11 protein-coding genes are annotated in these 14,604 nt (G+C 47.6%); 6 read left to right on the top strand and 5 right to left on the bottom strand.

The features are described from left to right. Positions 1 to 2 precede the first annotated feature (2 nt). The 5 genes from DXA74_RS13650 to DXA74_RS13630 form a co-directional block, all read right to left on the bottom strand. Complete coding sequence (locus DXA74_RS13650) at positions 3 to 2,351, bottom strand: beta-galactosidase (RefSeq protein WP_118528505.1); 2,349 nt, start codon at positions 2,349 to 2,351, stop codon at positions 3 to 5. Positions 2,352 to 2,527: 176 nt separating this feature from the next. Further along, positions 2,528 to 3,319, bottom strand: coding sequence for a twin-arginine translocase subunit TatC (gene tatC, locus DXA74_RS13645; RefSeq protein ID WP_118528503.1), 792 nt, complete (start codon positions 3,317 to 3,319; stop codon positions 2,528 to 2,530). Next, positions 3,319 to 3,495, bottom strand: a complete 177-nt coding sequence (locus DXA74_RS13640; RefSeq protein ID WP_118528501.1) for a twin-arginine translocase TatA/TatE family subunit — start codon at positions 3,493 to 3,495, stop codon at positions 3,319 to 3,321. The genes tatC and DXA74_RS13640 overlap by 1 nt, the downstream gene beginning before the upstream one ends. A gap of 61 nt (positions 3,496 to 3,556) precedes the next feature. Further along, complete coding sequence (locus tag DXA74_RS13635; RefSeq protein ID WP_118528499.1) at positions 3,557 to 4,408, bottom strand: aldo/keto reductase; 852 nt, start codon at positions 4,406 to 4,408, stop codon at positions 3,557 to 3,559. 7 nt (positions 4,409 to 4,415) lie between these two features. Then, on the bottom strand, positions 4,416 to 5,543 hold the full coding sequence (locus tag DXA74_RS13630) for an aldo/keto reductase (RefSeq protein WP_118528497.1): 1,128 nt from the start codon (positions 5,541 to 5,543) through the stop codon (positions 4,416 to 4,418). A gap of 200 nt (positions 5,544 to 5,743) precedes the next feature. On the opposite strand from DXA74_RS13630, the gene DXA74_RS13625 reads away from it, so the two are divergent. The 6 genes from DXA74_RS13625 to DXA74_RS13600 all read left to right on the top strand — a co-directional run bounded on the left by DXA74_RS13625 (position 5,744) and on the right by DXA74_RS13600 (position 14,439). Further along, positions 5,744 to 6,649: an AraC family transcriptional regulator gene (locus DXA74_RS13625; protein ID WP_118528495.1), complete on the top strand. Its 906-nt coding sequence runs from the start codon at positions 5,744 to 5,746 to the stop codon at positions 6,647 to 6,649. A 228-nt stretch (positions 6,650 to 6,877) separates the two neighbouring features. Continuing rightward, a complete protein-coding gene (locus DXA74_RS13620) occupies positions 6,878 to 8,494 on the top strand; it encodes a sialidase family protein (RefSeq protein ID WP_118528493.1) in 1,617 nt (538 codons plus the stop codon). Between the two features lie 47 nt (positions 8,495 to 8,541). After that, the gene (locus DXA74_RS13615; protein WP_118528491.1) at positions 8,542 to 9,522 is read left to right on the top strand and encodes a metallophosphoesterase family protein; all 981 of its coding nucleotides are present in this window, start codon (positions 8,542 to 8,544) and stop codon (positions 9,520 to 9,522) included. A gap of 45 nt (positions 9,523 to 9,567) precedes the next feature. After that, positions 9,568 to 12,111, top strand: a complete 2,544-nt coding sequence (locus DXA74_RS13610; RefSeq protein WP_118528489.1) for a GH116 family glycosyl-hydrolase — start codon at positions 9,568 to 9,570, stop codon at positions 12,109 to 12,111. A 3-nt stretch (positions 12,112 to 12,114) separates the two neighbouring features. After that, positions 12,115 to 12,741 carry an HD domain-containing protein gene (locus tag DXA74_RS13605; protein ID WP_118528487.1) on the top strand — a complete coding sequence of 209 codons (627 nt, stop codon included), beginning with the start codon at positions 12,115 to 12,117 and terminating at the stop codon, positions 12,739 to 12,741. Between the two features lie 24 nt (positions 12,742 to 12,765). Continuing rightward, on the top strand, positions 12,766 to 14,439 hold the full coding sequence (locus DXA74_RS13600; RefSeq protein WP_118528485.1) for a sialidase family protein: 1,674 nt from the start codon (positions 12,766 to 12,768) through the stop codon (positions 14,437 to 14,439). Positions 14,440 to 14,604 lie beyond the last annotated feature (165 nt).

The raw sequence follows: 14,604 nt of genomic DNA, 5'->3' as shown, positions 1-14,604 counted from the left end.
GCTTATTTTTTATTCATTTGAAAAGGTTGTGTTCTCAGGTAAATCCGGTAGTCTTTGATGATGGCCGGAGCATCCTTCTGCGGACGAGGCAGATAGCGGAATCCGCTCACGGTGTAGGTCTTGCCCAGATCCAGAATCAGCTGATGCGGGAATCCTGTTTTGTTCTGGCTCCAGGCGGTGTGCCAGAAGGTTGACTCCTGCAAGTCGAAGACTTTGTCGCCGTCTGAGTTTTCCGAAAGCACTTCCTCGCTGTCGGCATAAGTAGTGCTCCATTCCGTACGTGGAATTTCCTTGCCGTTTTCATCCAGAATATACAGTTCGGCAATAGAAGCCATATCGTCATTGCGGAAGCTGCTCAGGGCTTCGATGCAGAAATAACGGGTTTCTTTGGCCTGATCGAACTTGATGGTCTGCCAGTTGTTGCCTTTTTCAAAAGTACCTTCTTTGATAACATCCGCTGCATCGAGAACTACGGTTTCTCCTTTCTTACGGTGGTAGAGTGACTCTTCCGGACGCAGGTCATCCAGAATCGGACGGGTCAGTCCCTTGATGGTCGGTGAGGCCGGAGTTTCCAGATCGAAGACAATGATTTCGTTCTTTCCCTTTTTCAGCCAGCATCCCGGCATGTATAAGGTCTGCTGCGGACCGATTTTCCAGAAGCGTCCCAGATTCTTACCGTTCACCCATACCATACCTTTTCCCCAGGTAGACATATCCAGGAAAGTATCTCCCGGCTTGTCCACTGTGAAGGTGGTGCGATACCAGGCCGGACCGTTGCATTTGTCCGCTTTGACAAAGTCATGCTTCTTCTGGAACTTATAGTCTACCGGGAAGTTATACACCTGCCAGTTTTCCAGTTCGGTCTTCTGCTCCTCGTCACACAACCAAACGGCCTCGGTGATACCCTTGCGGTCGATAATGCCTTCGCCGAAATTGACGCGTCCGGTTGCTTCTACCAGAATATCCAGGGTTTGCTCTTGGGATGTGGCCGGCAGTTTGACGGTCTTTTCGCCTCTGCGGCGGTCCAGCTTGCCGATTTCCTTTCCATCAAGATAAATCAATGCCCAGTCGTGTACCTCATCAATGAGTAGCTGGCGTCCTTTCTCTCCGGCCGGAAGAGTGGTGCGATACAGGATGCGTCCCCAACCCTGGTCGAAGAATTCCATAGACTGGATTTTCTTGCTGCTCTTCGGTTTTGGCAGTTGCTGGAAGAGAGGGGCAACCTCGTTCAGAGTCATTTCCGGAATTTCGATCACCGGATAAGGCTGCGGAATATTTTCAGGAATGCTTTCTCCTTCGTTCAGATACTGAGCCTGAAGCTTGCGTACGGCATGGAACTTTTCTGTGGCCCAGCCGGCTTCACTGATCGGAGCGTCATAGTCATACGAAGTGGCCATGGTAGAGTAGGGAGGAGTATTGGCACCGCCCCATTGTCCGAAGGTGGTTCCTCCATGAGCCATATACAGACTGTAGGAAATTCCTCTCTCGAGCATGTCTTTCATACTTCCGCACATCACGTCGGCGCTGCGGGTTGCATGCGGGCGTCCCCAGTGGTCGAACCATCCGGACCAGTACTCGCTACACATCAGCGGAATGGTCGGATGATCTTCTGCCAGCATCTTGAACTGCTCGTCAATATTGGAACCCGCACCGAAATTGATGGTGCTCAGTACGCCGTCGAGCATGGTTTCCTTGAAGTTGGAGCTCCAGGCACAGGAGAACAGCTGCACATCCTTGAATCCGGCTTCCACGACAATATCCTTTATCTGACGGAGATATTCCTTGTCGTTGCCATAAAGCGGATATTCGTTTTCCACCTGCACCATCAGAATATTACCGCCATTGCTCAGGAGCATCGGTGAGAGTTCCTTACCCACACGATTCATGAAAATGCGGGTGCGCTCCATAAAGAAAGCGTCTTCCTTGCTTCTGATTTTGATATCTTTCTTCTTGAGCAGCCACCAGGGCAGTCCGCCCATATCCCATTCGGCGCAGACATACGGTCCGGGGCGCACGATGATATACATGCCGTTCTTTTGAGCCAGTTCACAGAATTCGCGGATATCATTTTGTCCCTTGAAATCAAATTCATCCATTTTCTGCTCGTGAATATTCCAAAACACATACAGACAGATGGTGTTCATACCCATAGCCTTGCACATCTGGATGCGGTGCTCCCAATATTCTTTGGGGATTCGCGGATAATGGATTTCTGCCGCCCGGATAACAAAGGGCTTGCCATTCAGAAGAAAAGTACGATTTCCCAATTCAAAGGTCGTGGCTGACAAAGGTTGAAATAACGCCAGACTGCAAATCAGGAAAAGCAATAAGGTTTTGCTGATTTTGTTCATGATGTTTTAGATATTTATTAGATTAATGTGATGTTCGTTTTTAAGGGTATATTAGATTTATTGCAAACAAATTTAATAGCTTTATAAATGAACACAAAGGTTTGTTATGGAAAATAAAGATTTTGAATCTTTGCTTAGGGTTTCTTAAGTAAAAAGTTGTTTAGTATTAAAATTAGTTATGATACAGATTTGTGAGAAGTGGCCTGAACCAGAAGAATGCTAACTTCGTACAATAACCAAATGGGGTATGCAACTAAAGATAAAGTGAAAATATCCGAGGTGGGTGTAATAATGGCTGCAACAATCAGGATGACAACGACCGCATGTTTTCGATAATGGCGCATAAAATCAGCAGAAAGAAATCCTAGCCGGGCAAACAACCAGGACAGCACCGGCATTTCGAAGACAATGCCCATTGTCAAGGACAATATCAGTAATGTAGAAATATAGGATTGCAAAGTGATCATGTTTTGTACGGTTGCACTGACCTGATAAGTTCCTAAGAAACGAAAAGTCAGCGGGAATATCAGATAATAGCTGAGCAAGATACCTCCGATAAACATCATATATCCGCAACCAATCATTCGAAGAGCATATTTCTTTTCATTGTGATACAAAGCCGGAGAGATAAAACGGAAAATTTGATACAGAATATAAGGCGAGGCACATAAAATGCCGGCAAACAATGCCGTTTTCATGTGAAGTAGAATCTGACCGGTCAATCCGGTATTGATGAGATGGATGGAAAATGCGGGCAGTTCCGAACCGGTGAATTGTTTGCTGATTATGTTCAACAGCCGGTAAGTTATAAAATCTTCCTTTTGTGGAGCCAGAATGATGTGGAACAGCGCCTCTTTACCCGCGAAAGTCAGGAGAGCGGTGAACAGAACCGTTACGGCGGCGATTCTGATAATCGCCGCACGTAAGATGTCCAGATGATCCCAAAAGGATTGTTTATCTTGTGTCATTACTGTTCTTTTTTATCTGTTGTTTCAGGATCATTTTCTATTTGATTCATTCCTTCTCTGAAGGAACGTACTCCTTTTCCCAGTCCTTTCATCAGTTCCGGTATTTTTTTACCACCGAAGAATAGCAGGACGATGAGAACGATAAAAAGAATTTCTTGTGTTCCGATTCCAAACATGTGGTTTACATTTTAAATTTAATCCGTAAAATATCTTTTTGTTAATAGAGTGCTGATGCGGTCAGTTTTCGCATTTGATGCTGTAGAGACGTTCCACCTCTCGGGGAGCATGGAGGTCAAGAATTCGTTCTTGAGTGGCATTCATGACTGAAAGGGTATCCATATCTTCGGGAGTCAGTTCGAAATCTTCGATATTGAAATTTTCGATAATCCGTTCCGGATGTACGGATTTCGGTATGGCAATGATTCCCCTTTGCAGGTGCCAGCGCAACACGACTTGCGCGGCAGATTTATTATATTTTTGTCCGATGCCGGTTATTACCGGATCAGAAAACAGATTGTTTCTGCCTTCAGCCAGTGGTCCCCAGGCTTCAGCCTGAATGCCGAGTGACTGCATGATCTGCAAAGCCTCTGTTTGTTGAAGATAAGGATGTATTTCCACTTGATTGACTGCCGGAATGATGCGGGCGCTCTGACACAGGTCAATCAGCCGGTCCGGCTCAAAATTGCAGACTCCGATGGCGCGTATACGGCCGTGTAGGTAAAGTTCCTCCAAAGCTCTCCAGGCTCCATGATAGTCCCCGAAGGGCATGTGAATCAGATAGAGATCTAGATAATCCAATTCCAAACGTTCAAGGGAAGCTTCAAAAGCCTTCAGAGTTTGGGAATATCCCATCTCGGAAATCCAGGCTTTGGTGGTAATAAACAATTCATTGCGGGGAACACCGCTTGCACAGATAGCTTGGCCGACTGCTTTTTCATTGCCGTATACCGATGCTGTGTCTATCAGTCTGTATCCGGCCTGTATGGCATGCATGGTGACCTTGCGGCAAAGCTGAGGATCAGAAATCTGGAAAACTCCGAACCCCTGCATCGGCATGAGGACTCCATTGTTTAATGTTGTAAATTGCATGGTTATGTTATTTATCTATTTGACTTTCTGTAAATGGGTCTGCACGATGTCCCATCAGATGTATTTGGGCATAGTCCCGGTCGAATTCTTCCACTTCCCAGGAAGTCAGCCGGAGATTACCGGCCCCGATGAGTTCATCCAGATGGTTGGGGTTGGTTGTACCCGGAATGGGAGCAATCCATGGTTTGCGTGACAGAATCCAGGCCAAGGCAAATTGGGCCGGAGTCATTCCCTTGCGTTGTGCCCACTGGCGTATCAGTGTTACGAGAGGCATATTATGTTTTAAAGCCTCCGGAGTGAACTGGGGGAGATTCCATCTTCGGTCTCCTTGGTAAAAGATACGGTTTTCATCGATAACACCGGTCAGAAAGGCCCGTCCCAATGGACAGTAAGGCACAAAGCCGATACCCAGTTCTTCCAGGGTGGGGAAAATCTTGGTTTCCGGTTCGCGCCACCAGATGGCATATTCGCTTTGCACGGCTGAAAGAGGACATACGGAATGAGCTTTTCGGATAGACCGTGCACTGGCTTCTGACAGTCCCCAGTGCAGGACTTTTCCTTCTTGCATCAGTTCTTTAACCGTTCCGGCTACCTCCTCCATGGGGACATTCGGATCAACCCGATGCTGATACAACAGGTCGATATAGTCGGTTTTCAGTCGTTTGAGAGAACCTTCTACTGCCCGTCGGATATGATCGGGACGGCTGTTCAATGCCGTGGGTTGGCCTTCTTCTACTCCAAAACCGAATTTTGTTCCGATTTTAATCTGATGACGGAATGGGGCCACGGCTTTGCCTACCCACGTTTCACTGGTATAAGGCCCGTAAACTTCTGCTGTATCAAAGAATGTTATTCCTTTGTCATAAGCCCGTCGGATTAATGCTATCATCTCCTTTTCGTCATATTTTCCGCCATAGTAGCCCACCATGGGCAGGCAACCAAGACCAATAGCCGAAACTTCCAAATTCCCTAAATTACGAAACTCCATATTATTGTCTGGTTGTTTTTTTGTTTTGTTGAGTTCGTTTTTCCGGTAAGAATCAGATTGTGCAAAAATCTTGGATACACCGGTCCATGCGCCGGCTGCAGACAACACAGCCATTGACGACATTTTCAAAAAATCTCTTCGATCCATACTTTTAAATATTATATTCGCATTTGTTTTCAGACTTTATCAGTTATTTTTTTCGACAAAACAAAATTAGATGCTTGCTTCAATGGAAGAGTAACAATAAGTGGGATGTTTGTACCTGTTTTACGGATTCTGAACCCTGTGCATCTGAATATTAATCGGAAAACGTTATTTTTGTCTGTATGATTTTCTAAGGTGATGTTATGAGCAAGATTCTGAAAGTAAGAAATGTGGATGATTATTGCCGCTGGCTTGGCTGCGTCAGTCAGCATCCGTTGGTTTGTGTCATTAATTACGAAGAAGTGTCTCCGGTGCGTCATTGTCTGGGAAACTACAATGTTTATGGTATCTTCTTTCATGATGAGGCGGAGATTGATTTGGCTTACGGTTGCGGCAAATATGATTATAAGAAAGGAACGGTTATTTGTGTGGCTCCCGGGCAGATAGGAGGTAAGGAAGATAACGGTGAAGAAGTGATGCTGACGGGATGGGCTCTTCTGTTTCATCCTGATATTCTGCACGGTACTTCATTGGAACAGACAATCAGAAATTATACCTTTTTTGATTATCGTATTCATGAAGCCTTGCACATGTCCGAGGAAGAACATGATATATTGGTGTCTCTGATGATTCAGATGAAAGATGAATTACAGAAAAGGCATGATGAGTTGCAGAATGCGATTCTGGTTGGATATATGGAATTAATGTTGAATTTTTGCCAGAGATTTTACAATCGTCAGTTTGTTACCCGCAAGTTGGAGAATACGGATGTACTGATGAGGTTTCATGCACTTTTGCGTCATTATTATGAAACGAATATGCAATGGGATTTAGGTTTGCCCACAGTGCAGTATTGTGCGGATAAACTATGTATGTCTGCCAATTATTTTGGTGATCTGATCAAGAAGACTACCGGAGAAACGGCGAGTAATTATATTCGTCAGTACATTATTCAGAAAGCCGAGAATGAGTTGGCAAGTGGAGCTTCGACTTCGCAGGTTGCCTATGATTTAGGTTTTGATTATCCCCAGCATTTTAGCAGACTGTTTAAAAAATATACCGGACTTACGCCTACGGAATATGTACGTAATTTGAAAGTAAACCTATAAAATAGAGGAAACTTTTTTCTTTTTCGTTCCTTCTTCCTATTTTTATCCTGCAAATAACATGAAATGAATAATGGAAGCGTTGAGAAGACAAAGCGGAACGAAAACGCTGCTTGATCAGATTGAAGAGCGCTTGCCGTTATATTTACGTCTCATGTTGCCGTTTGTGCGATGCTGAAAGAAGACTATGAACGAAAAAAGAATGAATCATATATTCATAAATCAAATATTATGAAACCATTAAAATTATTGCTTTTACTTGTTTTTCAAATTCATGGACTGTATGCCCAGAAGGTGCAGATTACGTTTCAGCGCCCGGTACTGCCGGTGCTTGCCGGAATGGAAAACAATCTTACCGGTTTTATTCGGGTAATCAAGCCTCAGGGGCAGAAGGTGGCGCTTACCGGTATTTCTTACAGTCTTTCGGGAACAACAGATATAAAAGAAGTAGAGCGCGTATCGTTTAAGAAATGTAATGCATACGGCGGAGGGCTGGCCGGCAAGGCAACAGCTTTTTCATCGCATCTCAGTGAGGAGAATCATTTTCGTCTGTATGTTCCTTTGAAGGAAGACACGACTTATTGGGCCTTTACCGTTAAACTGGATGCTCAGGCTGATTTGTTGCACCGCATCAATCTGAATTGTACGGCTGTGGAGGTCAATGGTTCTGAACAAATCGTTCTGAAGCCGGTTTATGCAGAAGGGTTGCGCGTGGGCTACCCCTTGCGTATGGCCGGTCAGGACGGTGTGAACACAAGTCGCATTCCGGGCCTGACGACTTCGAAAAAAGGAACTTTGTTGGCTATTTACGATGCCCGCTGGAATTCCGGAAGAGATTTGCAGGGTGATATAGATATCGCCCTGAACCGAAGTGAGGATGGGGGACAGACCTGGCAACCGATGCAACGGATTCTGGACCAGAAGGAATGGGGAGGTCTGCCCGAAAAGTTCAATGGGGTGAGCGATGTCTGTATTCTGGCAGACAAGCGTTCCGGAACCATCTTTGTGGCCGGACTGTGGATGCACGGTATTCTGGACCGAAATACCGGAAAATGGATTGAGGGACTTACGGAAGACAGCCCGCAATGGATTCACCAGTGGCATGCCCGCGGTTCGCAACCGGGAACCGGAGTGAAGGAAACCTGTCAGTTCTTGATTACCCGTAGTGAGGATGACGGAAAGACTTGGAGCGAACCGGTCAATATCACGGCTCAGACCAAGCGTCCGGAATGGTGGTTGCTGGCACCGGCTCCCGGTCATGGCATCACGCTGCAAGACGGAACTTTGGTGTTCCCGACACAAGGACGCGATAAGGAAGGAAAACCATTCTCCAACATTACTTACAGTAAAGACGGTGGAAAGACCTGGACAACCAGTAATCCCGCTTATTCCAATACAACGGAGTGCATGGTGGTGGAGTTGGCCGACGGCTCGCTGATGCTGAACATGCGAGATAACCGGAATCATGGGGTGAAGAGTCCGAACGGCCGTCGCATTTGCGTGACAAAAGATTTGGGACAGACCTGGACGGAGCATCCGACTTCGCATGCGGTACTGACCGAACCGACCTGTATGGCTTCCATTCACCGACATGACTATAAGAAGAAAAGCCTGCTGGCCTTTATGAATCCGAATTCTTATCGGGCCCGCAACCAGCTTACCCTGAAGTTCAGTCTGGACGAAGGGATGACCTGGCCGGAAAAATACTGGCTGCTGCTGGACGAGTGGGGCGGTTTCGGCTATTCCTGCATCACGTCCATAGACCAGGAAACTCTGGGAGTAGTTTATGAAGGCAGTGGAGCACAAATTGTCTTTCAGAAAATCAAGCTTTCCGACATCTTTAAATAACCGTTTGCTTTTATTCCGAAATCATATTAACCAAAAAAGAAAGTACAATGAAAAGATTTTTATTTTGGGTTGTGGCCTGTATCTGTGTTTCTGTTCTTGGGGCACAACCGTTGAAATTCAACAGCAAGGGAAACTTTAAAATCGTGCAGTTTACGGATTTGCATTATATTTATGAGGACAAGCGGGCGGCCATAGCCTTGGAGTGCATCGATCAGGTGATGCAGGCCGAGAAACCGGATTTGGTGGTTCTGACGGGCGATGTCATCTATGGCAAGCCGGCCGATAAAAGTTTCCGCACGGTGCTGGACAAGTTGTCTTCCTATAAGATACCTTTCGCCATTACTTTCGGTAATCACGACGACGAACAGGGAATGTCCCGTCAGGAGCTGCTGGAGATTGCGCAAAGCTATCCGATGAACCGTACGGCCACTGAAAAAGGAATTTCCGGAACAACCAATTATACCCTTCCGGTCTATCGTCAGGACGGTCAGATACCGGCAGCTGTGATTTATTGCATCGACTCTCATTCCTATTCCCAGATAAAGGACATAAAGGGATATGACTATATCAAGCAGGATCAGATTGCCTGGTATGCCCGCATGAGCCGCCAGTATCAGGAACAGAACGGTGGGGCAGTGGTTCCTTCCTATTTCTTTTTCCATATACCGCTGCCGGAATATGCCGTTGCCGCATCTACAGAATCGGTTCCTTTGGTTGGAAGCCGGACCGAAAAGGTCTGTGCACCCGCTTTGAATTCCGGCTTGTTTGCCATGATGAAAGAACGGGGCGATGCGCGAGGTGTTTTTGTGGGACACGATCACGACAATGATTATGCCGTTTATTGGAACAAAGTCTTGTTGGCTTACGGACGTTATTCCGGTGGAAACACTGTGTACAACAATATGTCTTGTGGCGCAAGAGTTATTGAATTGTCTGAAAACGATTCCTCATTCAAGACCTGGATTCGTTTGCAAACCGGCGAGAAAATCAATGAACTGACTTGTCCTGCTTCGTTTGTGAAGAAATAACCTGAGATAAAAAATATATGAATACTGAATGAAAAACATACAGAAATGAAGAAACTTATCTTATTTGCATTTTGTCTTTTGGGTGGTTGGCTGGCACATGCCCAGGAATGGAAACCTTTGAAATGGCCGGTTCTGAAACATTATGATCAGCAGCATCTTCACCGGATTGCTTTGCCTTTGGGAGGTATCGGTACAGGAACCGTGTCCTTGGGAGGACGCGGAGAGTTGCGCGATTGGGAAATCATGAATGTGCCCGCCAAGCAGTTCAGTACTGTGACGCCGGGAAACAATGCGCCTTTCTTTGCCATTTACACCAAGGAACCCGGTAAGGAGGCTCAAACCACTCTTCTGACCGGTCCTTTATATGACCATGAGTATCTGCATTACGAAGGCCGTCCCGTGGACCATCATGGATTTCCGCGTTTTTCAACGGCTACGTTCGATGCGGCTTATCCGTTCGGGCAGGTTCATCTGTCAGACCCCGAATTGCCGGTAGCGGTGACCGTGAAGGGATTCAACCCTCTGATTCCCGGTGATGCGGAGAACAGCGGATTGCCTGTTGCCGTATTGAGTTACGAGGTGACCAACCGGACCGAACAACCTCTGGAAGTGGCCGTGTGCGGAAGCATGCGCAACTTTATCGGTAAGGACGGCAGTAAATTTACCAGTAACTGGAAAGGAGATTATGTTCCCTTGGGAGCCAAGGCAAATCGGAATCTTTATAAAAAGACCGACGGCTTGCAGGGCATCTATTTTTATTCCGAAGGGGTAGACCATGCCGATCCGGCATTCGGCACGATGGCTTTGACTACCCAGGCTCAGGAGGGGGGCAGCTATCGTACGAATTCTGTACCCGATGATTGGAATAATGCCATTCTGGATTTTTGGGATGATTTTAGTGCTGACGGTGTTTTGACCGAGAATGGCAAGCCGGCGGATGATGATCCTATGGCATCGCTGGCAGTAAGCAAAACAATCGCTCCCGGAGCAACCCAAACCTTTTCTTTCTTTCTGACGTGGAGTTTCCCGAACCGGAAAGCCTGGTCGACAACCGTAGTCGGAAACTATTATACCAAGATTTTTCCGGATGCCTGGCAGGCTGCCGAATGTATTGTGCCGAAGATTCCGGAACTGGAAAAGGAAACCCTTTTGTTTGTGGAGAGTTTCTTGCAGAGCACTTATCCCGATGTCATAAAGGAAGCCGCCCTGTTCAACCTGGCGACCTTGCGCTCACAGACTGTTTTCCGCTTGCCCAGCGGTCATCTGATGGGATGGGAAGGAGTGATGGACCGGTACGGTTCCTGCATGGGATCGTGTACCCATGTCTGGAATTATGAAATGGCCACTGCCTTTTTGTTTGGGGAGCTTGCCCGTACGATGCGCGATGTGGAGTTCAACTATGCCACCCGCGAAGACGGTCTGATGAACTTTCGTGCGGCTCTTCCTCTTTCGGAGGCTGCCAAGGGCGGAGCGGCTGCCGCAGACGGTCAGATGGGATGTGTGATGAAATTCTATAGAGACTGGCAATTGTCGGGCGACTTTGCTTTCTTGTCCGCCAACTGGCCCCGGGTGAAGAAAGTGCTGGAATATGCCTGGATTCAAAAGGGATGGGATGGCAATCAGGACGGTGTGATGGAAGGATCGCAGCATAACACCATGGATGTGAACTACTTCGGTCCGAATCCTCAGATGGGATTCTGGTATCTGGGAGCATTGAGAGCCGGAGAAGAGATGGCCAAAGCCGTGGGTGACCGGGCTTTTGAAAAGAAATGCCGCCGTTTGTTCCGAAGTGGTTCCCAATGGATGGATGCCCACTTGTTCAATGGAGAATACTATGAGCAGAAAATAACTTCTCCTTCTTCTTTTGAGTTTCTTGATCTGGAGAATCCGGATACTGAAATCCCGCCTTATCAGTTGGGTAAGGGCTGTCTGGTGGATCAGTTGGTCGGCCAATATATGGCCCATATCTGTAATCTGGGCTATTTGGCGGAAAAAGACCATATCCGCACCACGATGCAAAGTGTGATGAAATATAATTTTGTCCGGGATTTCAGCCGTCATTTCAACAACATGCGTTCTTATGTCATGGGCGATGAGGCTGGATTGCTGATGGCATCCTGGCCCAAAGGACGTCTGAAAGTGCCTTTCCCGTACTTTGCGGAGGTGATGACCGGCTTTGAATACTGTGCTGCTACGGAAATGCTGTATGAAGGTATGGAACAGGAAGCCCTGACCTGCATCAAGGCAATCCGTGACCGCCATGACGGGGCAAAACGCAATCCCTTCAGCGAAGCGGAATGCGGACATCATTATGCCCGCTCCATGGCCAGCTGGGCCACGGTTTTGGCTTATAGCGGATTCCATTATTCGGCAGTAAACCGGCAAATGCAGATTACGGACAAGCCCGGACGGTATTTCTGGAGCAACGGTTCGGCATGGGGCATTTGTGTGGTGGATCAGGACCGTGTTCAGCTTCAGGTGCTGAAAGGAACGCTGAAACTGAAAAAAATGATTGTAGGAAGTCGTCAGATTCATGCGGGTGATTTAACTTTGCAGCCGTCAGATGCAATGTGGACCCATAAATTATAGAATATGAATCAGGAATGTATTGATTACATTGAATCAGAAATATTGCCCCGATATGCCTCTTTCGACAAGGCCCATCAGAACGATCATGTGGAGCGGGTGATTCAGGAAAGTCTTCGTTTGGCACAGTATTATGAGGTGAATCCCGACATGGTTTATGTCATTGCCGCCTATCACGATGTGGGACTGGTGGAAGGGCGGGAGCGTCATCATCTGGTTTCGGGCTGTTTGCTGCAGGCCGACCGGAAGCTCCGCAACTGGTTTTCCGAGGAGGAAATCCGAGTGATGAAGGAAGCCGTGGAGGATCACCGGGCTTCGAACAAGCACGAGCCGCGCAGCATTTATGGCAAGATTGTTTCCGAGGCCGACCGGGTAATCGATGCCGAGACCACGTTCCGGCGCACGGTGCAGTATGGACTTTCGCATTACCCCGAAATGAGTCCGGAGGAGCATTATCTCCGTTTTCGGGATCATCTGATCACGAAATACGGCGAAGGCGGCTATCTGAAACTTTGGATTCCGCAGTCGGACAATGCGGAGAGATTGCAGGAAATCCGCACGATTCTGAAAGACGAAGAGCAGCTTCGGAATATCTTTGTGAATCTGTTTGCCGCAGAGAACGCTGTAAAATAGAAATGTTGTAGAATAGAGCATGATATGAAAAAGAAACCTTTTGTGATGTGGGCAGCCTTGTGGGTCTGTGCAGGATTGTTTGCCCAGCCGGCTTCGCTCGATGAGGTCTATGAACCGGTTGTGGTCGGTACTCCGCCCAGCGATGCCTATATTGGTCTGTCGTTGCTGCCCGACGGAGAGTTGCGTCATTATAATTATGGAGAACATGCCGCGCAGACCGCTCCGATGTATTTGTCGAGCCGCGATCACGGGCTGACCTGGAAAACGGTATCCCTGCCGAAAGAGTTACCCTATGCCGACCAGCGTTCACCGGTAAGCGGAGAATATGTGCGGGTGTTTTGTAACAGTAAGGGAGTATATGCCATGCGTACGGAGGGTGGTCTGGATGGCGGGCGCACGATAGTGAAGATTGATGACCGGCCCGGCATCATGAACAAACCGCCCGTATGGATCCGTAACGGAAAACGCGTGATTTCCGGTGCCCATCGCACCGACCGTAGCGGTGCCTATGTATATTATTCTGACGATGACGGAAGAACCTGGAAAGCTTCGGCTCAGGTTACGGTACCGCCTCACCGTAAAGGAGGATTTCATCAGGGAGTACGCTGGAATCACGGAGCTGTGGAGCCCACGGTGGTGGAGCTGAACGACGGGCGTTTGTGGATGCTGATGCGTACGTCTCAGGACCGTCATTATCAGGCCTTCTCTGAAGACGGAGGAGAAACCTGGAGCGAGGCTACTCCATCCCCCTTTTATGGAACGATAACGATGCCTACGCTCTATCGGATGGGGGATGGACGGCTGCTGTTTTTCTGGTGCAATACCACTCCTCTGCCGGAGCGTGCCGGTACGGATGGAGTTTGGGAGGATGTCTTTACAAACCGTGATGCCTTGCATGTCGCCATTTCCAGCGATGACGGGCGTACCTGGAAGGGTTTTCGTGAACTGTTGCTGAATCCGGAACGAAACAGTCCGGTTTTTGGAAATACACGTGGTGGTGAGGATAAAAGTGTGCATCAGGTGCAGGCTGTAGAGGTGGCTCCCGGAAAGATTCTCGTATCGGCCGGACAGCACCGTTCGTGTCGTCGTCTGCTTCTTTTTGATGTGCGCTGGCTGTATGAGCCTCGTCGCAGTTGTGATTTCAGCAATGGCTTGTCCGATTGGTCGGCCTTCAGATATTATAAAGGAATCGTCGGACATTGCGCCTATCACCGTCAGGCAGAGAATTTGTTGGGTGCGCATCCTGATGATTCCACCCGAAAAGTGCTTCAGTTGGGTTACACACCCAATGATTCCCTGGTGCAGGATAATGATGGAGCCGTGTGGAACTTTCCGGCGGCAAAGGACGGTTCTTTGCTTCTGCATCTGCGCATTCCGCAAAACGAATCGGCAGTAACATTAGTATTGAATGACCGTTGGTTTAATCCTACGGATACGGTGGCGCGGCACGAAGCCATGTACCGTTTGCCGCTCAGCAGGAAAGTGCTGGGTATAAAGGACCGGAAGTGGCACCGGCTTCAGATATTCTGGCACAAGAACAAAACAGCCCGTGTGTTTGTTGACGGAAAGCAGAAAGCCGAACTTCCTGTTGTCTGCCCGACCGAACACGGGGTGTCCTATCTGCATTTGCTGGGAGAACATCGCTCGGGAGAGAAGATCCAGATTGATTATGTAGAGGGGGGACAGATATTGCGTTGAAAAATCGTCCTGATGTTTTTCAAAAATCATCAGGATGATTTTTTGTTTTGATGCTGACGATTGACTATGCCTAAAATTACTTCACACATTTTTGTTTATATTTACTGATTCACTTTACATGTTAATAAAACTCTTCCTGCTTTACTTTACATATTAGTTAGCAAC

It is taken from the genome of Bacteroides sp. OF04-15BH (genome assembly GCF_003477995.1).
Taxonomy (GTDB): domain Bacteria; phylum Bacteroidota; class Bacteroidia; order Bacteroidales; family Bacteroidaceae; genus Paraprevotella.
The sequence above is the reverse complement of the archived record's forward strand: the minus strand, read 5'-3'. Positions and strand labels throughout refer to the sequence as shown.

What these genes read in the sequence shown, in the direction of transcription:
- DXA74_RS13650 (WP_118528505.1), bottom strand. Translation starts at nt 2,351, where the DNA reads ATGAACAAAATCAGCAAAACCTTATTGCTTTTCCTGATTTGCAGTCTG.
- DXA74_RS13640 (WP_118528501.1), bottom strand. Translation starts at nt 3,495, where the DNA reads ATGTTTGGAATCGGAACACAAGAAATTCTTTTTATCGTTCTCATCGTC.
- DXA74_RS13600 (WP_118528485.1), top strand. Translation starts at nt 12,766, where the DNA reads ATGAAAAAGAAACCTTTTGTGATGTGGGCAGCCTTGTGGGTCTGTGCA.
- DXA74_RS13630 (WP_118528497.1), bottom strand. Translation starts at nt 5,543, where the DNA reads ATGGATCGAAGAGATTTTTTGAAAATGTCGTCAATGGCTGTGTTGTCT.
- DXA74_RS13615 (WP_118528491.1), top strand. Translation starts at nt 8,542, where the DNA reads ATGAAAAGATTTTTATTTTGGGTTGTGGCCTGTATCTGTGTTTCTGTT.
- tatC (WP_118528503.1), bottom strand. Translation starts at nt 3,319, where the DNA reads ATGACACAAGATAAACAATCCTTTTGGGATCATCTGGACATCTTACGT.
- DXA74_RS13605 (WP_118528487.1), top strand. Translation starts at nt 12,115, where the DNA reads ATGAATCAGGAATGTATTGATTACATTGAATCAGAAATATTGCCCCGA.
- DXA74_RS13610 (WP_118528489.1), top strand. Translation starts at nt 9,568, where the DNA reads ATGAAGAAACTTATCTTATTTGCATTTTGTCTTTTGGGTGGTTGGCTG.
- DXA74_RS13625 (WP_118528495.1), top strand. Translation starts at nt 5,744, where the DNA reads ATGAGCAAGATTCTGAAAGTAAGAAATGTGGATGATTATTGCCGCTGG.
- DXA74_RS13620 (WP_118528493.1), top strand. Translation starts at nt 6,878, where the DNA reads ATGAAACCATTAAAATTATTGCTTTTACTTGTTTTTCAAATTCATGGA.
- DXA74_RS13635 (WP_118528499.1), bottom strand. Translation starts at nt 4,408, where the DNA reads ATGCAATTTACAACATTAAACAATGGAGTCCTCATGCCGATGCAGGGG.